The 20,855-nt window shown below is 49.6% G+C and carries 15 protein-coding genes and 3 pseudogenes; 15 read left to right on the top strand and 3 right to left on the bottom strand.

What is annotated here, in order from left to right; translation table 11 throughout:
• Positions 1 to 242: 242 nt before the first annotated feature.
• The 3 genes and pseudogenes from C400_RS0120425 to C400_RS0120415 all read left to right on the top strand — a co-directional run bounded on the left by C400_RS0120425 (position 243) and on the right by C400_RS0120415 (position 3,257).
• Positions 243 to 1,185 (top strand): annotated as a pseudogene (locus C400_RS0120425) (bile acid:sodium symporter family protein).
• A 250-nt stretch (positions 1,186 to 1,435) separates the two neighbouring features.
• A complete protein-coding gene (locus C400_RS0120420; protein WP_016819487.1) occupies positions 1,436 to 2,560 on the top strand; it encodes an NADH-dependent flavin oxidoreductase in 1,125 nt (374 codons plus the stop codon).
• A gap of 109 nt (positions 2,561 to 2,669) precedes the next feature.
• Positions 2,670 to 3,257, top strand: a complete 588-nt coding sequence (locus C400_RS0120415) for a GNAT family N-acetyltransferase (protein WP_016819488.1) — start codon at positions 2,670 to 2,672, stop codon at positions 3,255 to 3,257.
• On the opposite strand, the gene C400_RS0120410 is transcribed toward C400_RS0120415, so the two are convergent.
• Both C400_RS0120410 and C400_RS0120405 read right to left on the bottom strand, forming a co-directional pair.
• A complete protein-coding gene (locus tag C400_RS0120410) occupies positions 3,187 to 4,839 on the bottom strand; it encodes a response regulator (protein ID WP_017428033.1) in 1,653 nt (550 codons plus the stop codon). The genes C400_RS0120415 and C400_RS0120410 overlap by 71 nt on opposite strands.
• 7 nt (positions 4,840 to 4,846) lie before the next feature.
• Entirely contained in the window at positions 4,847 to 6,661 is a 1,815-nt protein-coding gene (locus C400_RS0120405; protein WP_017428032.1) for a sensor histidine kinase, read from the bottom strand.
• 208 nt (positions 6,662 to 6,869) lie between these two features.
• Between C400_RS0120405 and C400_RS0120400 the strand changes: the two genes are divergently transcribed.
• Genes C400_RS0120400 through C400_RS0120390 form a run of 3 tightly spaced genes read left to right on the top strand, consistent with a single transcriptional unit; the run spans position 6,870 to position 9,931 of the window.
• Complete coding sequence (locus tag C400_RS0120400) at positions 6,870 to 7,751, top strand: carbohydrate ABC transporter permease (protein ID WP_016819491.1); 882 nt, start codon at positions 6,870 to 6,872, stop codon at positions 7,749 to 7,751.
• Positions 7,752 to 8,588: a carbohydrate ABC transporter permease gene (locus C400_RS0120395; protein ID WP_016819492.1), complete on the top strand. Its 837-nt coding sequence runs from the start codon at positions 7,752 to 7,754 to the stop codon at positions 8,586 to 8,588. It begins immediately after the preceding gene.
• Positions 8,589 to 8,635: 47 nt separating this feature from the next.
• Positions 8,636 to 9,931 carry an ABC transporter substrate-binding protein gene (locus C400_RS0120390; RefSeq protein WP_017428031.1) on the top strand — a complete coding sequence of 432 codons (1,296 nt, stop codon included), beginning with the start codon at positions 8,636 to 8,638 and terminating at the stop codon, positions 9,929 to 9,931.
• Between the two features lie 84 nt (positions 9,932 to 10,015).
• On the opposite strand, the gene C400_RS0120385 is transcribed toward C400_RS0120390, so the two are convergent.
• Positions 10,016 to 10,555: a dihydrofolate reductase family protein gene (locus C400_RS0120385; protein ID WP_017428030.1), complete on the bottom strand. Its 540-nt coding sequence runs from the start codon at positions 10,553 to 10,555 to the stop codon at positions 10,016 to 10,018.
• 103 nt (positions 10,556 to 10,658) lie between these two features.
• On the opposite strand from C400_RS0120385, the gene C400_RS0120380 reads away from it, so the two are divergent.
• From C400_RS0120380 to C400_RS0120340, 9 genes and pseudogenes are all read left to right on the top strand, one after another.
• Entirely contained in the window at positions 10,659 to 11,603 is a 945-nt protein-coding gene (locus C400_RS0120380; RefSeq protein WP_017428029.1) for a helix-turn-helix transcriptional regulator, read from the top strand.
• Positions 11,604 to 11,744: 141 nt separating this feature from the next.
• Positions 11,745 to 14,871: pseudogene (locus tag C400_RS0120375) on the top strand (DEAD/DEAH box helicase).
• Positions 14,872 to 14,891: 20 nt separating this feature from the next.
• Positions 14,892 to 15,617, top strand: a complete 726-nt coding sequence (locus C400_RS0120370; RefSeq protein ID WP_017428028.1) for a hypothetical protein — start codon at positions 14,892 to 14,894, stop codon at positions 15,615 to 15,617.
• Between the two features lie 151 nt (positions 15,618 to 15,768).
• Positions 15,769 to 16,674 carry a M15 family metallopeptidase gene (locus C400_RS0120365; RefSeq protein WP_016819500.1) on the top strand — a complete coding sequence of 302 codons (906 nt, stop codon included), beginning with the start codon at positions 15,769 to 15,771 and terminating at the stop codon, positions 16,672 to 16,674.
• Between the two features lie 451 nt (positions 16,675 to 17,125).
• Entirely contained in the window at positions 17,126 to 17,320 is a 195-nt protein-coding gene (locus C400_RS0120360) for a hypothetical protein (RefSeq protein ID WP_016819501.1), read from the top strand.
• Positions 17,320 to 17,664, top strand: a complete 345-nt coding sequence (locus tag C400_RS0120355; protein ID WP_017428027.1) for a hypothetical protein — start codon at positions 17,320 to 17,322, stop codon at positions 17,662 to 17,664. The genes C400_RS0120360 and C400_RS0120355 overlap by 1 nt, the downstream gene beginning before the upstream one ends.
• Positions 17,661 to 19,093, top strand: a pseudogene (locus C400_RS0120350) (glutathionylspermidine synthase family protein). Before C400_RS0120355 ends, C400_RS0120350 begins: the two are co-directional and overlap by 4 nt.
• A gap of 71 nt (positions 19,094 to 19,164) precedes the next feature.
• Positions 19,165 to 19,578 (top strand): DUF350 domain-containing protein, encoded by a 414-nt coding sequence (locus C400_RS0120345; protein WP_016819503.1) that lies wholly within the window; start codon positions 19,165 to 19,167, stop codon positions 19,576 to 19,578.
• A 200-nt stretch (positions 19,579 to 19,778) separates the two neighbouring features.
• Entirely contained in the window at positions 19,779 to 20,855 is a 1,077-nt protein-coding gene (locus C400_RS0120340) for a Gfo/Idh/MocA family protein (RefSeq protein ID WP_017428025.1), read from the top strand.

Below are 20,855 nucleotides of genomic sequence, written 5' to 3'. Positions count from 1 at the left end.
TTCTACTATGAATATACCCACTTTGCTTTCAAATATGTCCGAACGGGGAAAAGTTTCTTGATCCCAATAAAATCATAAAAAGTTGTATGTATATGCATTCATATGTAGTACAATGGTAAAAATTTTAAGCACTATATAAGCTGAAGGAAGAGTTCACATGGCGTGCCAACTATGCAGCCAGAAGATGCTTCCGATGTGCATTTTCTTAAATCAGCTTATACAGAAGTAAGGGGATCAGTAGAATGAGAGGATTAGAGAAAGTGGGAAAATTTGTAGGTGGGACCTTTTCCATCTGGGTGCTTTTATTTGCATGTTTGGGATTTTTCTTTCCTACGGCGTTTACAGGGTTGAAAGGATACATACAGTTATTTCTGGGCATTGTCATGTTCGGGATGGGGCTGACTTTATCTGCGGCCGACTTTCGTGAAGTGTTCCGGCGTCCAGTGGATGTGGCTATAGGAGTGGTAGGGCACTATCTGATCATGCCGTTTCTCGCCTTTGTATTGGCATTAGTATTGACCGGATATTGCGGTGGGTGTCATTTTGGTCGGCTGTTGTCCAAGTGGAACTGCATCCAACGTAATGACGCTCTTATCCAAAGGAGACGTGGCGCTTGGCGTATCGATCGCTTCAGTGTCGACGCTGGTTGCTCCACTGGCAACCCCAGCGATGATTAGTCTGCTTGCCGGACGCTGGATGAATATTGATGCGAAGTCGCTGATCATGGATATTCTCATCGTGGTTATTGTCCCTATTGTGCTGGGTGTAATCGTCAAATCGCTATTCCGCAGACAAGCGGAAGCCAGTGTCAAGGCGCTGCCGCTCATTTCAACCATGGCGATTGTACTTATCGTGGCTATTGTGGTTGCAGGCAGCAGAGGCAAGATTTTGGAGACAGGTCCGATTATTTTTGCTGTGGTTATTTTGCATAACGGTATCGGCTTTCTGCTCGGATATTGGTTTGCCAAGCTATTCGGCATGGATCTTTCCAAGCGTAAAGCCGTTACGCTGGAAACAGGAATGCAGAATTCCGGGCTGGGCGCTGCGCTGGCAGCGGCTCATTTTAATCCGATTGCTGCTGTACCGAGTGCGATTTTTAGCGTGTGGCATAATATTTCCGGCTCGTTGCTCGCGACCTGGTTTTCACGCCGGGAGGAGAAAGATAGCATAGCCGGAAGCAAATAAGCGACTGTCAATAGCTGATGTAAAGTGGCTAAATTTCGGACTTTTCGGACAGTTTAAGGGAGGTCAAAAAGGTTGGATTTGACTTTATAGGGGCGGATCATTATACTGTGGTTATTATAACCACTGTATTTAAGTAAGCAACAGCAAAGAGGCTTCGTCATGGAAGGAAAATGACATTGAATTCGTATTCGTTTCATGCTCAATAGCCCTATATGATCTGATCTGACTTAAACTGAAGGAGAGAGAACGAATGAACCCGAAATATAATCCTTTATTTGAAGCTTATACCCTGCCATCCGGTGTTACATTGAAGAACCGCATTACGATGGCTCCTATGACTAACTTTGCTTCCCACGAAAATGGCGAAGTCAGTGACCAGGAACTGGCATACTACCGTGAACGCTCCGGTGGTGTGGGCGCGGTTATTACCGCTTGTGTGTATGTAACTCCAGATGGCAAAGGATTTGTTAATGAGTTTGGTGCGGACAAGGATGAAATGATTCCTAGCCTGCGTCGTCTGGCGGATACGATTCATCAGGAGGGCGCGAAAGCGATTCTGCAAATTTATCATGGTGGCCGCCTGTGCCCACCGGATCAGATTCCAGACGGACAACCGATCAGTGCAAGCGCAGTAGCTGAGGAAAAAGAAGGCGCACCTGTGCCGCGTGAAATGACATCTGACGATATCCACCGCGTCATCCGCGCCTATGGCGAAGCAACTCGCCGCGCGATTGAAGCAGGCTATGATGGTGTAGAGCTTCACGGAGCGAACGGTTACCTGGTGCAGCAATTCTTCTCTCCGCATTCCAACATTCGTACCGATGAATGGGGAGGAAGTCTTGAGAAACGCTTGACCTTTCCGCTGGCAATTGTTCACGAAGTGAAGAAAGTAATCACAGAGCATGCGAAGCGTCCATTTATCTTCGGATACCGCTTGTCTCCTGAGGAAGGACACACGCCAGGCATCACGCTGGATGATACGATGGTGCTTGTAGACCGTCTGGCGGATGAAGGGCTGGATTACCTGCACATTTCCGTAAATCATTTCTTCGGCGGTTCGTTCCGCGACCGTAGTGACGAACGTTCACGTACGGTTCTGATTCATGAGAAGGTTGGGAACCGTGTACCAGTCATGGGAGTGGGTTCCCTGAATACACCAGACGAGGCGCTTGCAGCACTGGAGACAGGTGTACCGCTTGTTTCACTGGGACGTCCGTTGCTGATGGAGCCGCAATGGGTTCAGAAAGTGCAGAACGGTACAGAGGATACCATTCGCACGACATTGTCCAAGCAAGCCCAGCAGGAGCTGGTCATTCCTGACTACTTGTGGGGTGCGCTGACGACTATTCCTGGCTGGATGCCTGTTACGGACTAAATTTTAAATAATAATACCCTAGGCTGCTTTTATGCGCCTGGGGTATTTTCTTGTCTCGTGACTGTGAATTACAATTACGTAGGAATAACACAGAGAGAAGGTAATGATAATGTCCCATGAAACGAATGGTGTGATTTCGATGAAGTCCACCCATCCAGGTCTACAGATTCGGCTTTTACAAGTAAAGGATGCAGAACGTTTATTAGAAATTAGACGCCAACATTTTGAGTTTTTCAAACCATTCGAGCCAGAACGACCTGAACATTACTTTACCCTGGAAGAACAGGTGCGTCTGATTTCCAACGGCTTGGAAGCTGCACAAGCCGGACAGGGATATACGTTTGGACTTTTTTTACCGAAAAATGATAAGCTGATCGGCAGAATGGAGCTGTCTGGTGTCGCTAGAGGTCCCTTCCAAAATGCCAATCTGGGCTACTTCGTAGATCCTGCATATCATGGACAAGGCTATGCTACCTCCGCAGTGCAGGATATTGTCCGCTACGCCCTGAATGAGTTGGAATTACACCGTATTCAAGCTGGAGTCATGCCAAGAAATTCGCCTTCCCATCGAGTGATGGAAAAGGCGGGATTTCGCCGCGAGGGGCTGGCTCTCAACTATTTGAAGATTAATGGTGTGTGGGAAGATCATGTGTTATATGCGATAACGGCTGAGGATTTGCAGAATGACGCCTTCTGAATTCGCCAGGCGTAACTCCCTCAAGTTTTTTGAACACCTTGCCAAAGTATTTCTCATCCTGATATCCGACCATACCGGCAATATGGTGAAGGCGCAGCTTGTCATTCAGCAGTAACAGCTTTGCCTTGCTCATCCGGATCTGGCACAAATAATCGGACAGATTAACCCCGTACTCCTGCTTGAATTTACGAGAAATGTATTCCCGGCTGAGGTAAAAGCGGCTCGCTATATCCTGTAGGGAAATATCCTCGTCATAGTGAGCATCCAGATAGCGGGCAATATCACGGATCGTCGGGTTGTTTGGGCTATGGCTTGGCGTAAGTGCCTGACCGGCTGCCAGCAATCGATTTTCGATCTGTTTTTTCCATAAAGGTAGGGAAAGCACCCCACGGTTGTCGACTGGCAGGGCAGGTATGGAGTTGGACTCATCTGTCAGCTCCTCGCCTTCGGCATCTCCAGGTCTGTCATTCAGCCAGCGAGCCAGCATCCAATCCAGCTCTTGATTCCAGCCAGCGAGCTGCTCTGCTGTAACCGAAGGCAGCACGGCTACGGCTGCCACCCAGTCGCCTACCGCTGTAGATACGCGACTGGCATTACAGCTGAGCGCACTAAGCCGTAGTTCCTCTTCCATTTCAGACAACTGGGGAAGACGAACGGTCTGCCGGGCCGGAGAACTCTCATGTATCCAGTCGGTGGCCTGCAACATATCCCGTTTCCAGAGCGCTTGCCGTGCTTCTTGGTAGGCTGTGGCTGCCCCCATCGGAAAGGTTCCGAAAGAACCAACCCCGATGTGCATATAGCAGCGCAGCGCCGTTCTAATCCCTGTGTGAATCTCCTGCAAGAGCACTGGCCAACGAGCCGGCTCGGCCCAATACAGCAGAATAATTTCGTCCGTACGCTCCAGATGACGGAATGCAATTCCGGTTTGAGAAGTACCCAGAAATTCGTTGCAAATGTTAATGAGGGAAAAGCCTAGAAGCGCGCGGCGCGTTTTATATTTGTCCAGTATATCGGCATCCAGTTGAGTGGTACTCATCACTGCTGCATTACAGATCTGAATAGCTGTGGGAAGACGTAGCTCCTCACGTAAGGGAGTGATGGATAGCGCCGTACCGGAAATGAGTTCGGTCAGGAGTTTATCAGCATAGTGCGGCCTCATCCGGTTGACCTCCATAGCCTGCATGGTCTGCCTGTTCCGGTCTTGCTCCGCTGTCCGCCAAGCTTGAGTAGCTTTACTGAGCGCCTCATTGATCTCTACCGGATCTACAGGCTTAAGAATATAGTCCATACCTCCCCGGCGAATGGCCTGCCGAACCAACTCAAAATCATCATAGCCACTGACCACCACGACTCTGGTAGCTGGAGAATTCGCCTGAATCCACTCCATCAAGGCTACTCCATCTCTACCAGGCATTCGCATATCCGTGAGTACCACGGGCGGGGAAAGTGCGGTAATGACCTCAATCGCCTGATCCCCCGATTCAGCCTCAATCACCTCGGTTACACCGTAAGCTTCCCAATGTACAAGCATCCGAATGGCGTGACGTACATGCTTTTCATCATCCACTATCAGGACCTTCATTGACAGATCACTCTCCCTTAATATGATTTTCTGTATGGGGCTCGGTGCGAATTTCAAGTGTGAAACGAACGCCATGAGGCAGAATATTGTCTACACACAGGGTATTAGAACCATCCTCCGAGTGAAGTTGGATACGTAATAGAACATTACGAAGACCAATGGAGTTCTGCTCGCTAGTGTCTGATTCTTCATGGGCTTTCAGCGGACGTTTCAGCATTTGCTGGAGCTGCTCCAACTCGGTTGGTGGAATCGACGCGCCGTTATTTTCCACTTCAATCCTCACAATGCCTTCCCGGATTCGGCAGGCTGTAATACGAATCTTACCGGGTCCCAGCCGGGGATCGGCACCGTGTTTAAAGTAGTTTTCCACCAACGGCTGGAGAATCATTTTAGGCACCCGATCATTCAGAACTTGATCATCCCATTGATAGGTGACTTCTAATTGCTCACCGAAGCGTTCCTTTTGCAAATCAAGATATTGTTTTACATGCTCAGCCTCTTCCTTGAGTGTAACAATCGTATGGTCCCGCATGTTATAGCGGAGCATTTTGGCAAGGGAAGAGAGCAGCGAATAGATTCGCGGCACCTCATGCTGTAGAGCCAGTGTTCCAATAGACTGTAGCGTATTATATAAAAAATGAGGATTAATCTGTGCCTGAAGCGCTTTCAATTGGTGTGTCTTGTTTGCCAGTTCCAGCTTGTATTCCCGCAAAATGAGGTTGTTGATGGTATCCATCATCTGTCTAAAACGACGCGAGAGCACTCCAATCTCATCGTTGCTCATGGCCCGGATGTCTACATCCAGTTGACCAGACTGAATCTGGTTTATGTAGCGAGTCAGCCGCTTAATCGGTTCCGTAATTTTTATTGAAATCCATAACGTGGCGACAATAACGAGCAGCAATGCGGCGCCTGTAATGACCGCATTGATCTGGGTCAGTTGGGTAGCTCGCATATAAAGCGTCCGATGAGGGATTTTCTTGACGAGTGTCCAGCCTGACAGGTTGGCATCCAGTTTGCCATATACGTGCAGTGCTGTATCATCTTCAATTACACCGTGCTCGTCTTCTTTAGAAATTCGCTTGAGTAGGCCAGATTCCTTCCAGTGTGTTCCAATGGATGATTCTTTTCCACTATAGATGATCGTTCCGTTCCGATCAATTAAAAACAGCTCCTCTGTATCTGCATCATACAATTGACGGCAAATACTGCGCAGTGCCTCCAGATCAACGTCTATAGCCAGTACCCCAAGCGTTTCTGAAGACGGAATGTTCCGAATCGCCCGGTGGAGTGTAAATACCTGCCGCTCTGTGCTGTGCTCCGCATAGGAAACCGCCGAAAAGCCGTACAAATGCTTTATATGCGAGGGTTGTATGAACAGTCCGGAAGGGCCGTAATGGATAGAACCGGTAAAGGGCTCCAGCCGGAACTCCCGTAAAGGAACCGTGCTGGTAATCAGCGTAGATTGCCCAGCCTCAAACGAATGCAAGTACACCTGGTCAATACCTGAGGAAGCATTCATCATCGTTTGCAGCGTGGTGTAAATCTCGGCAACGGCCCGGTAATCATCTGGAATTTTAGCCAGGTTGCGCAGAAAATGAGGGTCATTATAGACTCCGATCGATGCGCGATTTAATCCCTGTAAATAGTTATCCAGATTCGTAATTCCCTGAAAAATAAGCCGCTCATTTTCTTGGGTGGCCTGCTCCCGTAAGGATTGCTTGGTGAGGATGAAGGTCATGGTCATTGAAAGCAGCAACGGAATGGTGACCGCAATGAGTAGAAACCAGATTAGGCGAGAACGAATGCTATGAAATTTCATGCAGGTAAGCTCCTTTCACAATTCAAGGCAGGCCTGAGGTCAATATTTTCCCCCTTAATGGTTCACGATCTTGCGTGTTCTCCAGAGCGCTAATTCGACATAATGAACATGTGAATTGCATATCCATACGGATTCAACGTCCACACTGCTTGCAAGGATGCCGTAGAGGAGCGTTCCAGACACCAAAGAGAACAAAGGGGGGATCGGTTTGAATCGCGCCAAGTCGTCGCAATGGCTCCAGCAATGGATTTTTGTAGGGCCATCGACGTTATTTTTCGTTATCATTATTGTAATCCCTTTCATGCTAGGAATGTACTATTCTTTTACAGAGTGGAATGGGGTAGCCAATCAGGCAAAGTGGGTCGGGCTGGATAATTTCAGTCACATTTTATTAAATGACGACAAATTCGGGACAGCGTTCTGGTTTACCGTCCGTTTTACGGTGATTGGAGTGGTGGCAGCCAATATCTTTGGTTTTCTGCTGGCGTATTTTCTAACCAAGCCGCTAAAAACAAAAAATGTGCTTCGAACTATTTTTTTCATGCCTAATGTGATCGGAGGTCTGTTGCTCGGTTTTATCTGGCAGTTTATTTTCGTCAAGGGATTTGCAGCGATCGGCGAGAGTACGGGGTTATCCTTTTTCAACCTGTCCTGGCTGGGAGATGAGATTACGGCCTTCTGGGGCATTGTGATCGTGTTTATCTGGCAAACAGCCGGTTATTTAATGGTGATTTATATCTCTTCCCTGACCAACGTGCCCCGGGATATGCTGGAGGCAGCCGAGATTGACGGAGCGAGCCGGATGCAAATCTTGCGGTCGATTATACTGCCTTTGATCATGCCCGCCATTACGGTATGTCTCTTCCTGGCGATATCATGGTCGTTTAAAATGTTCGATCTCAACCTGTCATTGACGAAGGGTGGTCCTTTTGGTTCAACAGAGTCAGTGGCGCTCAATATATACAATGAAGCGTTTGTCAATAATCGTTATGGGTTGGGAACGGCTAAAGCACTTATTTTCTTTATCATTGTTGCTCTCGTTACGAGCCTTCAGGTACGCCTGACGAAAAGTCGGGAGGTGGAATCGTAGATGGAAACAAACAATCGCTACCGCGTTGGAACCTGGGCGACTGAGTTGGTGATGATCCTCGTCGCATTGGTATTCCTCGTCCCGTTTTACTTTTTGTTCGTGAATTCGGTCAAAAGCTTTGGTGACCTGCTCACGGATTCTGCGGCCTGGCCACAAACATTTGTATGGAGCAACTATGCTAGAGCTTGGAGCATTACGCGTTTTCCTGAAGCGTTATGGAACTCATTCGTGGTTACGGTGGTCAGCAATCTGCTGCTCGTACTGATCAGCTCAATGGCTGCTTATCGAATGGTTCGGCATCCAACACGTTACAATCGGGTGCTGTTCAGCCTGTTCGTGGCCGCGATGGTCATTCCTTTTCAATCGGTGATGATCCCTTTGGTCAAGGTTGTAAGTACGCTGGATTTAATGAACAGTATTAGTGGTCTGGTAATCTGTTATCTGGGATTTGGGGCTCCTATGTCCATCTTTCTCTTTCACGGATTCGTCAAAGGTGTGCCAGTCGAGGTGGAAGAAGCAGCTACAGTAGACGGTTGCACGCCTTACGGGGTGTTTTTCCGGATTGTATATCCGTTGATGCTGCCCATGATGGTAACAGTTATTATTTTGAATACACTCTGGATTTGGAATGACTATCTACTGCCTTCTCTCGTGCTGCAAAAGGCTGAATTGCGCACCATTCCGATTGCAACCTATGCCTTTTTCGGACAATATACGAAGCAGTGGGATTTGGCATTACCTGCTCTGGTGCTGGGTATCTTGCCGGTCATCGCGTTCTTTCTGGCCATGCAAAAATATATTATACAAGGGATTATGGCAGGTTCGGTTAAAGGTTGAGTGTTGATTATGGTGCTATGAAACCTAGAATAGAAAGGAACATAAATATGAAAACGCATACTTTTAAAAAGAAAGCCCAAGCACTGATTTTGCTTTTTGCAGCTTTTGCTCTGGTTTTGGCGGGGTGTAACAGCAGTGGGGGGCAAAATGCAAGCAATGAGGAAGTTAAGGAGAAAACCATTCACATTTTTCAGTTTAAAGTAGAGATTGCAGAAGCACTAAATCGCATGAAGGGGGAGTATGAAGCGACTCACCCCGGGATTAAGCTCGACATTCAGACCGTAGGTGGGGGTAGTGACTATGGGGCGGCGTTGAAGGCCAAGTTTGCTTCTGGTGAACAGCCGGATATTTTTAATGTCGGCGGATATCGTGAGCTGGATACGTGGATGGAATATTTGGAGGACCTATCCGACCAACCTTGGGTTGGTGATGTGGTCGATGTCGCCAAAGAACCGATGACCAAGGATGGCAAGCTGTACGGTCAGCCAATGAATCTGGAAGGATACGGCTTTATTTATAACAAGGATTTGTTCAAAAAGGCTGGAATCACCGAGCCTCCTAAAACGCTGTCTGAGCTGGAGGTTGCTGCGCAAAAGCTGCAAGCCGCAGGGATTACACCTTTCTCCAATGGATACCAGGAGTTTTGGGTGCTGGGCAATCATTTGCTGAACGTGGCATTTGCTAATCAGCCAGACCCGTCGGGCTTCGTCAAGGGACTGAATGATGGCACAGCCAAAATTCCGGGCAATGCTGTATTCGCCGAGTGGATCAAGCTGCTCGATCTGACGCTCAAGTATGGCAATTCGAAGCCGCTCACGACTGATTACAATACGCAGGTAACGAACTTTGCCACTGGCAAGGCTGCCATGATGCAGCAAGGGAACTGGACTCAGGTCCAAATTGACGGAATTAATCCGAAACTGAATCTGGGTATTCTGCCTATGCCGATTGGTGAAGATGCAACAGCCGGAGATAAGCTGTTTGTAGGTGTCGCCAATAACTGGGTGGTTAATAAAAATTCGTCTGTCAAAGCTGAGGCCAAAGAGTTCTTAAATTGGATGGTGACATCCGAGCAAGGGAAAAAGTATATCACCAAGGAATTTAAGTTCATTCCAGCGTTCAAGAGCATCAAAGGAGAAGAGGCCGATATGGGCCAACTGGGTGCCGAAGTGGTGAAATACAGTCAGGAAAATAAACTGCTGGGCTGGTTCTTTAGCCGTTATCCTGAAGGAGCGCAGCAAGAATTCGGAAGTCAGATGCAAGCTTATGTGGCAGGTAAATCGGATGCTGGGAAGCTGTTCGAGGATTTCCAGAGAACATGGGATAATTTGAAGACCAAATAATTAAATAAAATACGCAGAAGAGCCTTCGTATGTCAGGGAGATTGCATGATCCTGAACATCCGAAGGCTTTTTTTGTTAACATAATTATACATTATAATAAAGCAGTACAATATCCCCGCGGCGTTCTATTTCTTGGAGTTCAAATGTACTTGGCAGTGTTCCTTCTGGAAATAACGGTATTCCTTGTCCAAGCACTTTAGGAATGATCGCAATGATCGCCTTTTCCAGCAGTCCAGCCTGCATGAAGGCCTGAACTAACTGACCTCCACCTACTAGCCATACCAAACCTTCCGATTGTTTTTGCAGACGCGGAACTAGCTCAGACAGAGCCTCGTCCGTAAATGTAACATGCGGTGCTTGCTCATGCTTCGCTAAAGACCGGGTGAGTATATAACAAGGCTTGCCAGCATAGGGGAAATCATCGGAAAGCTTCAATACCTCTTCATACGTCAGCCTGCCCATCAGTAGCGTGCCTACAGTGTCGTAAAAGTCGGCATATCCATTGTCGCCACCATCCCCTTTGACATCAAACAGCCAGTCCACCGAGCCATCCGGCAGTGCAATATACCCGTCAAGACTCACGGCAATATACAATACGACTTTGTTGGATTTTATAGCATCCATGGTTCATCACTCCTTTCTATCACCTATGTTACAATCTATTTATGACATACTTTGTCGTAGTAAAATAATCGTTTAAACTTTATTTTTATTAGAGGAGTACCTTATGAACGAACGCAGAATCGCACTTATGAGGATACTGGATTCCCGAAAAAAATATACGGCACGTGAGCTGGCCGAGCGGTTTGGTGTCTCCGTCAGGACGATTCAAAGAGATCTCGACTATTTGCAGCAGACCGGGTTACCCCTGTATACCGAAACCGGACCTCATGGCGGCTATCGGGCACTTCCCAATCGACTTCTTCCTCCCCTTCATCTTGCTCGCGATGAGGCTTTTGGTCTTTTTCTCATGCTGCAGCTGCTGGAAAATATCCCGGACATCCCCTTCGGGTCGGTGCGGGAGCATTTATCCGAGCACTATTATGCCGAGCTTCCTCAGGATGTGCGGGATAGCATCGATCAATTCAAGGACTATATCGCTTTTCGGATGATGCCGACTCACGCAGAATCACCCTACACCTCGCTCATTTTGGAGGCTGCGTTGAATAAACGTCGGTTGAACATGCTTTACCGCTCCGCTTCTGGGGACAAGTGGACGAAAGTATATCCGGTGGGGCTCTATTTTGATCACGGATATTGGTACATGCCTGCGCAAAGCGGAGATCGGATCATTTTGTACCGCTCAGACAGAGTGATGACAATGACCATACTGGAAGACACCTTATCCGGCCTTCCCACCCTTAAGGAATGGTTGACTGCGGAGGATTCGCGTACGGGAATTCCGTCAAAAATAGAATTTACACCATTAGGTGCTCGGCTGGCGGAATCAGACCCCCTCTTCCAAAATGTTTCTCATGAGAAATCGCGGGGTCAGGAATGGTACGGACATATCCCGGTCGAAGAGTTTAAATATGTATCCAGACTTCTGTTAAAATACGGGCCGGAGGCCGAGGTTATATATCCGAAAGAGCTGCGCATGCAAGTCAAACGGCTGCTGCAAGACAGCCTGAATCCTTATCTGAAGGATGATGAGGCCGATCAGGAAGGATAAGTCTCTTAATTGTTAATTACATGAATATTTAAGGTTATTAACGTATGACTTTCCAATTATTTTTGTGATAAAGTTTTGAAAAGAGCCCGTTTTCGTATATGATGAAGAGTAATAATTCAAAAGGCTGGACGGGAGACAGATATGAATCAACCGCTTTATGGAATATGGCTCGGAGATGTGTTTTTTTGCTTTTCTGGTGAGACGTCGGAACCACGTATTGATGCGTGGAGCAGTGTGATCCGCAGGCTGACGCTGAAGGGAGACCTTCGGCCGTTTCGGCAGGCTGCGTTGCGTCTTGCCGAGGTGCGGATACCTAACAATGCTCGCGTGGAAACCGCGGGCAGAGGTGGCAAAAGACGTTCCATGCTGGGGCGTACGCTGGAGGGTCTGGCACTGGAACCTCGCGAGACGATGGCTCTGCTGACTCGCTTGGACGAGAAGGGCTGTGCGGCTTCGGGCATTACGCTTGGCGAGGAAATGCAGTATTGGCAAAAGGCTGCTTATTTTGCACTGGAGCTGATGCAGCGGGGCGAAATCGTGCCATCACTTACAGAGGCGCGTCCCTCTGGACCGCGACGACGCGGTCCGGATGCGGCGGTAGGGGTGTGGATTCCTCGGCTTCGCGAAGAGGAGGACATCCGCCGCTTTCATGAGCTGGCAGCTGCGATGCCGGCTGTTTGTATGGCAGCTCCGGCCGTTTTTGCGGGCAAGGAGCCAGAAACACGTGAGGATGCAGCTGGAATGGTGCTGTATTCCTTCTTGTGTGCGGTCGTTCATGCAGAAACGACCGCGGTGCTGGCTGCGTCAGATCGTGAGCTGGGACGATATCGGGCAGATTATCGGCGCGGAGGATCACCGCTGGCGGAGCTGTGGTGGAACAGTCTGTTGACGGGTTCGCGTCAGGTTGCGATTCAGGGAACGCCTGCTGAGATGGAGGAGCTGGTTCTTCAGGCGTCCTCTCTTGAGGGAAGCACGATGCCTGTCACCGAACGGGAAGCCAAGGAACCCATTGAAGGGCAATTGCGTCTGTGCCTTCGTTTGGAGCCTTCTTTGGAAGAGAGTATCCAGGAATGGCGCATTACCTTTTGGGCAGAAAGCGATGCAGAGCCCGGATTACGACTGCCTGCTCTGGCATTGTGGGCATATCCTGAACGTGATCTGGTTCGCGGTGAAATTGTGTACCGTCAAGTGCAGGCGCAACTGCTGACGAGGCTCGGACAGGCGGCTGAAGCGGCACCTATATTGCAGGAAGCATTAAACCGCCCTTATCCCGAGGGGTTGACCCTGGAGCCGGAGATGTTCTTCCGCTTCCTGACGGAAGCCGTACCTTCTTTACAAAAGAACGGTATCACTGTGCAAATGCCTTCACGCTGGAGCCGAGAGGGACGAAGACGTGCAGGCTTGCGGCTTAAAATGCGCTCGACAGAGCAGGGGGCCAAGCCAGATGGTGTGATCGCCGATACATCGGCCGTTGGCATTAACCGCATGATTTCGTTTGATGCCGAGGCTGTGCTGGGGGATACGGCCTTGACGATGGAGGAACTGGAAAGCATCGTCGCGGCCAATTTGCCATACGTACGTCTCGGAGGGGAATGGATCGAGGTAGACCCCAAGGAAATTCGTCAGGTGCTGCGCTTTATCAAGCGCGGAGAAAACGGTGAAATGAGCTTGTCCGAATGGATGCATTTGGCTGCGGAAAATGAAAGTGCAGGCGAGGCCTCATGGAAGGGCTTGTCTATCTTTGGCGCGGAATCCGCCGGATTGCTTGCGTCGTTGGCTGAGGGAGGGGTACTCCGTTCCGTAGAGCCGCGTCCTGTGCCGGAGACGCTGCATGGTGCACTACGGCCGTATCAAGAGCGGGGTTTTCAATGGTTGGCTGCGATGCGCGGATTGGGCTTTGGTGTGTGCCTGGCGGACGACATGGGGCTGGGTAAAACGATTCAGGTTATTACCTGTCTGCTCGATGGTGGCATCGGAGCAGAGGATCAGCGTCCGGCGTTAATCATCTGTCCGACGTCCTTGCTTGGCAACTGGCAGCGGGAATTGAAGCGCTTTTCACCGGATTTGTCGCTTTATATTCACCATGGCAACCAGCGACTCCACGGGGAGCAGTTTCAGGAAAATGTACGCGAGTATGATATCGTCCTCACTACCTATCATTTGGCGGGCCGGGACGGCAGCGATTTATCTGCGGTCTACTGGTCTTCCATCGTGTTGGATGAGGCGCAATATATAAAAAAATGCACGCACTAAGCAGGCACAAAGCGTCATGAAGTTGTCCGCCCCACATCGGATTGCCATGACAGGTACTCCGGTAGAGAATCGCTTGAGCGAACTGTGGTCTATTTTCCAATTCCTGAATCCAGGGTATCTTGGTACAGCGTCTTCATTCCGCCAGCGGTACAGTCTGGCAGGAGAGGAACGGGGGTCCGCGTTGCGTGAGCTTCATCGTCTCGTCTCCCCGTTCATGCTGCGTCGGCTCAAAAGCGATCCGGATATCCGCAAGGATTTGCCAGAGAAGCTGGAGTTGAAGTCCTATTGCGTACTGACACCAGAGCAGGCCGGATTATACCGCGGCGTGGTGGATCAATTATTGGGAACACTGGATGGACAAGTCGGTATGGCCCGCAAAGGGCTTGTCCTGTCGTCGCTGACCAAGTTGAAGCAAATCTGTGACCATCCGGGTTTAATTATTCCAGGCCGTGCTGACAGCAGTAAAGCCGAAAACTCGGGCAAAATGGAGCGACTGCTGGAATTGGTAGAAACCATTCGCGAGAACGATGAATCGGCGCTGATTTTCACCCAATATGTGTCGATGGGAGAACTATTGGTTTCCCGTTTGGCCAAAATTTTGGGAGAAGAGCCATATTTCCTGCATGGGGGACTGGCGAAAACCAGACGGGACGAAATGGTTCACAACTTCCAGCAGGGAAAAGGACCGAATATATTCGTACTTTCCTTGCGTGCAGGTGGCGTGGGTCTGAACCTGACGCGTGCCAGCCATGTCATTCACTATGATCGCTGGTGGAATCCTGCGGTGGAAAATCAGGCGACAGACCGGGTATTCCGTATTGGTCAAAGTCGCAATGTACAAGTGCACAAGTTGATTTGTCAGGGGACACTGGAGGAAAGAATCGATGAGCTGATCGAGAGCAAAAAGGCACTGTCCGAACAGGTTGTCGGCTCGGGTGAACATTGGCTCACCGAAATGTCTGATGATGAACTGCGTGGTCTGATTGCGTTGCAAAATGATGTATGGATCGAGTGAGCAGAGAAAGGATGAAGGCGATGACGAGACCGCGAGTGAAGCTGGACGTAACTGACGGTCGATGGATCGTGGGATTTGACGGAAATGGGCCGGAAGGTGAATCGACGGGTGTACCTTCCGCACAACCCGTCCAATGGACTGGCCCAGTGCCTGTACTGAACCTGGAAGAGCGAGGGGCATGGCTGGAGCAGCTAAAAGCGGAGCCTTTGGACATCTACCGTCTCCTGAAAGGAGAAGCCTGCCTGTCGCTGGATGAAATTGTTCAACTCGCAGCTGAGACCGCCGTTTCCAGCAGAGAGAATGGAGTGGGTGCAGTCGAAGACGTGAAGGAAGCTCTTCAGGCTGGACTGAAAAACGAGCCCCAACACTGTCCGGCGTTGATCGGAATGACGCCGGAAGAGCTGCTGGAGTACGTGTTTAGTGCTTGGGCTGGAGAGTTATCCCATGTGCAGAGAACCTCCCCCGCGCTTGAGCCTACCTCACGCGCGGAGGGCGGACGCAGCGGATCGGCAGCAATTAGCGAATGGATTGCAGAATCCGCAGCTGAAGGAGCATTGCATCGTCCCGGAGCAGGCTTTCATGCCATTGAAATCCATCTGCCACAGAAACTTGCTTTCAAGAAGGAAACTGATATTACGTCTTTGCTGCCGAGGTTACCCCGTGCTGAAGAAGCATTGAAACTCATACGTGAACGGGTAGCCGAGCGAGCTCGGGCTGCAATCCCGCAAAAACGTCATAATCCGTAACAATTCGGGGATATGCTTCCTTTTTCGAGACTGTTCACCTTCATTGGATAGGATAACAGCTTCGAAGTGTGTCCAAAGTTCAGTTACAATGGGGAAACGGAAAAGTCACTGCAAGTCATGTATCAATTGCAATATTGGAGGAGATACCAGCATGAAACGACATATACAACAGACGCGCACATCTCAGCGATGGACTAAAGCGCTTATTCCGGGGCTGATCCTGCCGGGCCTATTGCTAGCAGCGTGCCAGCAAGGAGGATCAGGTGGACAGGAAAGTGAGCCATTAAAATCGTCTACAGCGGTACAGGAGAATGTACAGCCTTCCACCCAGCCGGATGCGGGGAATGGCAGCGCTAGCGCTGGACAAGCCACCGCGGGTACTGGAAGCGGACAAGCTGACCCTGTAATGGCGTTGCGGAGCCAGAGTGCGCTGCAAGCTACGGTTAAGGAAGAGGATGGAACAGCGGTTGTTACCAATGCGACTTCAGATACAGTCGTTGTGAACAAAAAGCGCAGCTTGCCTGTGGGCTATGTCCCGGATGATCTGGTGGAGCCGCAGGTGCCTTTTTCCTTCGAGGGACCGCATGAGAAGCGGCATTTGCGTAAGGAAGCGGCAGAGGCACTGGAGAAGCTGTTCGACGGTGCGAAAAAGGACGGCATTGAGCTGCGTGCGGTATCGGGATACCGTTCCTATAAGCGTCAGGTGTCTATTTTCAACAACAATGTAAAGACAAAGGGGCAGGAATATGCCTCTAAAGTCAGCGCCGTACCAGGTACGAGTGAGCATCAGACGGGATTGTCCATTGACGTATCCAGCCCCAGCGTAGGCAATGAGCTGGAGCAATCCTTCGGTGCTTCTAAGGAAGGTGAATGGCTGGAACAACATGCACCGGAATACGGATTTATTATTCGTTATATGAAGGGTAAAGAAGATGTGACCGGCTATGTGTACGAGCCTTGGCATATCCGTTATGTGGGAGTAGACATTGCAGAGGATGTAGCCAAGCAGGGGCTGACACTTGAGGAGTATTTCGACGAAAGCAATATCAAACTATAACCGCTACAACCAAGCCGTAATCCTGGGGATTGCGGCTTTTTGTCGTATTTTTCTTCCAAATTGAACCTTTTCAAGGTAGAATCTCGTATAGTGAACGACGACAGATGCTTGGATTTATAGTAAACCTCATGACAGAAGCGTACAGGAAGGGAAGGGAATCATCATTTATTATTCATTAACGTATCGCGAATGGTCAGAAGACACTCAAAAGGAACTGCGCAGCCTAACACGGGAGTCCGTATCGGGAGATGAGCTGTTCCTGCGCAAGCTTGTAGACGCTACGCGTCTCCATGACAAGCTGTGGGCGCATATCTCGAATGAAAGTGAGGAGCATACGGATCATTCCGTCTATGTAACCGAATTTACGGGGGAACGTGCGAAGCCTTACGGCGCGTCGATCACAGACCTCGTCCTGGCTAGTGAGGGAGGCTACAGCTCCACATTCAGCGCCATGTACTGGGTATGGCATGAGCCTGCGTTCCGTAGCATGGATCAGCGGGAAGGTTCGGTATTTACCTTGGAGCTAGCCCAGCGGCTACTGGATCACTATACGGTTTTGGGTGGCAAAACATACGAATTTATATATTCAGTATTGGACCCTCAGCTGAAAAAGGTGCATTTGTTTGTGAAGGAGGTCGATCTGTGATGGAGCATTCTTGGGAAACCATGAAATCCAAGCCCGGCTCTCGTGCACGGATGGCGGCCTTTGCCCTGATGCTGGCTGTCCCGGCCGCTCTGACGGGTTGCGGTGACGACGAATATTATGACTGCGACGAGCTTCCTGTATCGGAGCAAACGGCCTGCCGGGATTCAGGCAGCAGCGGGTATTATTATGGCGGATCGACCTATTATAGCGGAGGCTCCTCATATCATAGCAGCCGTTCATCTTCCAGTTCTTATCGCAAGAGCTCGTCTTCATCTTCCAGCTCACACAGTGGTTTTGGCAGCAGCGGCTCACACAGCGGCTTTTTTTTCTGGGGGTTAAGATGAGCATGCGTACGATTCGGCAATTACCATATGAACATGACGAGCTTTTTCAGGGTGAAATCAGCCGTATGATTCCGTACCATCGCATGTACGGCAAGTCCTATTGCGTGCCGGCCTTAACGGTGTATCGGGAAAGCGAGCTGGTAGAGCTTCAGGCTGCTTCTGAGGCGGTACATCGTATTTATCGCAAGGTTCAGCAATTCATCCAGCGCTATATGCCGGATGAATACCTGGTGGAGCGGTTGGGAATTCATCCAGCTTGCTGCGTGCTGCACGTATGGAGGCCACGCCGGATGGGATCACCCGACAGGACTGGATTGTGGGGGAAGCGGGGATCAAGTGCATTGAGAATAACACCGATACCCCAACCGGGATTCCCGAGGTGGCTTATCTCGAAGGAAAGCTGCTTGAGGTGCTGCATAGTGGGGGAATGTCAAGGGATGACATTGCTCTACATGGACCCTCATCTGGAATGGATGAGGCGATTCAGTCTGCCTTGACGGAGCTCATTCATTTTTATAACCGCAAGGGTTTAGGGACAAAGGTGCACTTCACTTGCTATGATTGGCATATCGAGGATCAGACGAATACCAAATATATCATGCGTTTATGTGAACAAGCCGGGTTTGAAGTGGTTTATGCGCCACTGGAAGAACTGGAAATTATCCCGAACGAAGGATTGTATCACCGGGGAGAGCAGATTCACATCCTCTATCGCCTGTATCCGCTGGAATACCTGATTGATGATCGGGAAGAGGACACGGGGCTTGAGGTGGGGCAGGCGTTAATGGATATGGTGGCAGACGGGAAAATAGGACTAATTAATCCGCCGCAGCATATCATTACCCAGAGCAAAGGGTTCACCGCAACCGTATGGTCGCTGTACGAGCGCAATGAGCAGACACCAGCGTTCTGCGGTTTTCGTTTATTTGACGACCGGGAGCTGGAGGTCATACGAACCTACCTGCTACCTACATATTTTGAGCCATCCGTGTTTCTGCAAAATCAAGAGCCTTATGTGGCGAAAGGTATATGGGGACGAGAGGGTAAAGGGACGCATTTGATTGAGCAGCCTGAACCCGAGGAGAGACTGGAAGGCGTCTTGGGAGTGGTTGAAAATGTGAAGGCTGACCAGCCTGATCTGCTTCATCAAGTTGATGCTCCACTAACGCCTGAACAGGAGGAAGCCGCACATATTGCCGCTTATTACGAGGGACAGCCTAAGATTTATCAGCGGCTGTGGCCCATGCAGAGCGCAGAGGTGCAGACCGAGGAAGGGCTATTTCACGGCTACGTGCTGACAGGCATATTCGTGATCGGGGGGCGTTTTGCGGGGGTCCTGCCGCGAATCGGTGAAAAGGTAACAGGGGATATGGCCTATTATTGCGCTGCCGCCGTTGCCAACGAACCTTCTAATCCACCCGCTGTATAAGCTGAATTGCACAATGTACACTATTCGAACAGATCTGTTCCTATTCATAAGTATCATAAGGAGGAAAAAAATTGGACTCTCATATCAGTTTGGGCAACGCATTGGGTAATGTAGGTATCGGCCTGCTTATCTTGTTTGCCATCTTAATCGTAGGTTATTTTGTGTTCAGCTTGCTGACACGTTATAACGATAATCAGGAAATCGCACGCGGCAATGAAGCGGCAGGTATCTACATGGGGGCAAAGCTGCTAGGCCTGTGTATCATCGTGGGAATGGTGTCGTATAGCAGCCATTCATGGCTCGATATGCTGACCTGGTCGGCCGTAGGCATTGTAGTGCTGTGCCTGGTCTATGTGATTTTTGATCTGGTAACGCCGCGTACCAAGGTGTGCGAGGAAATTGCTAAAGGCAATGTGGCTCTGGCACAACTGCTACGCTCAATCATCATCGGGGTATCTTTTGTCGTAGGTACATTTTTGATGTAGTCGAAATGATGTAGTTAATATAGAGAAGAGGTACAAAGAATCTGCAAAACCGGACAACGGAGCTGCAGATTCTTTTTTTTTACGGGGAATTGTATTCACTTGGTGGGGACTATTCTACAAAGGTAAGGGTGATACTGCATAGCAAAAAGAAATGTGCTCCAGATATCAAACCAAATTGCAAAGAAGGGAATTCTGAACATATGAGTACCTTTACCTCCCCAATCCTACCCATTCGGGTGGGGATCATCGGCTTGGGCTTGATCGCTGAATATCACATCAGATCATTACACAGCATGTCGGGGGTATCGATTGTGGCCGTTAGTGATGTAAATGCGAACCGCCTTCAAGTCATCGGAGAGCAATTGCAACTGCCTGCTTCCAAGCGGTACTCCCATTATGAAGCGTTGATCCGTGACCCAAAGGTAGATGCGATTCTGTCGCTGACACCCAATGATGTGCATTTTGACATTATTAGGATTGCGCTGGAAGAACACAAAGCTGTACTGGCAGAAAAACCATTGACGCTCACGTGGTCTGAGGCAGGTGAATTGAAAAAGCTGTATACTGCGAATCCAGTGCCTTTGCTGGTTCACTACAAGCATCGCTACGGAGCGGCCTTCCAATATGTCAAGCAACTGCTGGAAGAGCATAAGCTGGGTAAAATCTACAATATTCAATTCCGCTATCTAATGGATTCATTTTCACCGTATCGTCAGCATCCGTATACATGGCGACACAATTTAGCCAAGGCCGGCTCTGGAGTCCTGGGGGATACTGCCTCACATATTATTGATCTGGCCCGTTTTCTGATTGGTGAATTTAAAAGCGTCGCGGCGCTGCTACATATCATTACACCTGAGCGGCCCGATCCGGTCACGGGTCTGCCTGTAAAAGTGGATGTGGAAGATCTCGCCGCTTTTCATGGCATCATTGGCGATAATACCGTGGGTACCTTCATCACTCACAAAAATGCCATCGGCAAACGTCACGATATCGAAGTGGATATCTACGGCGAGCTCGGTACGCTGCACGCTAGTCTCAATAATCCGGAAAGTATTCGCATCGTGCTGCGTGACCTGGAACACCCGGATGCCGAATACGAGAATTGGGCTGTTCCACCAACCTATAATCATACAGCCGATGGCGATTTTGTTAAGCTGGCAAGGGGGGAGTTCGTGGACCGAGCCCCGCTGTTCGATGACGGATACAAGAATCAGTGGGTACTTGAGAAAATACTGCAATCCTGGAGAGAGAATGGGCGTTTAGTAGAAGTGTAA

Source organism: Paenibacillus sp. ICGEB2008 (assembly GCF_000307675.1).
Taxonomy (GTDB): domain Bacteria; phylum Bacillota; class Bacilli; order Paenibacillales; family Paenibacillaceae; genus Paenibacillus; species Paenibacillus polymyxa.
Note: the sequence above shows the minus strand (reverse complement) of the source record. Positions and strands in the feature narration are given on the sequence as shown.

Bases quoted from the DNA above. Each gene is read 5' to 3' on its own strand.
- C400_RS0120420 (WP_016819487.1), top strand. From the start codon at position 1,436: ATGAACCCGAAATATAATCCTTTATTTGAAGCTTATACCCTGCCATCC.
- C400_RS0120415 (WP_016819488.1), top strand. From the start codon at position 2,670: ATGTCCCATGAAACGAATGGTGTGATTTCGATGAAGTCCACCCATCCA.
- C400_RS0120410 (WP_017428033.1), bottom strand. From the start codon at position 4,839: ATGAAGGTCCTGATAGTGGATGATGAAAAGCATGTACGTCACGCCATT.
- C400_RS0120405 (WP_017428032.1), bottom strand. From the start codon at position 6,661: ATGAAATTTCATAGCATTCGTTCTCGCCTAATCTGGTTTCTACTCATT.
- C400_RS0120395 (WP_016819492.1), top strand. From the start codon at position 7,752: ATGGAAACAAACAATCGCTACCGCGTTGGAACCTGGGCGACTGAGTTG.
- C400_RS0120390 (WP_017428031.1), top strand. From the start codon at position 8,636: ATGAAAACGCATACTTTTAAAAAGAAAGCCCAAGCACTGATTTTGCTT.
- C400_RS0120385 (WP_017428030.1), bottom strand. From the start codon at position 10,555: ATGGATGCTATAAAATCCAACAAAGTCGTATTGTATATTGCCGTGAGT.
- C400_RS0120380 (WP_017428029.1), top strand. From the start codon at position 10,659: ATGAACGAACGCAGAATCGCACTTATGAGGATACTGGATTCCCGAAAA.
- C400_RS0120370 (WP_017428028.1), top strand. From the start codon at position 14,892: ATGACGAGACCGCGAGTGAAGCTGGACGTAACTGACGGTCGATGGATC.
- C400_RS0120365 (WP_016819500.1), top strand. From the start codon at position 15,769: ATGAAACGACATATACAACAGACGCGCACATCTCAGCGATGGACTAAA.
- C400_RS0120360 (WP_016819501.1), top strand. From the start codon at position 17,126: ATGTACTGGGTATGGCATGAGCCTGCGTTCCGTAGCATGGATCAGCGG.
- C400_RS0120355 (WP_017428027.1), top strand. From the start codon at position 17,320: ATGGAGCATTCTTGGGAAACCATGAAATCCAAGCCCGGCTCTCGTGCA.
- C400_RS0120340 (WP_017428025.1), top strand. From the start codon at position 19,779: ATGAGTACCTTTACCTCCCCAATCCTACCCATTCGGGTGGGGATCATC.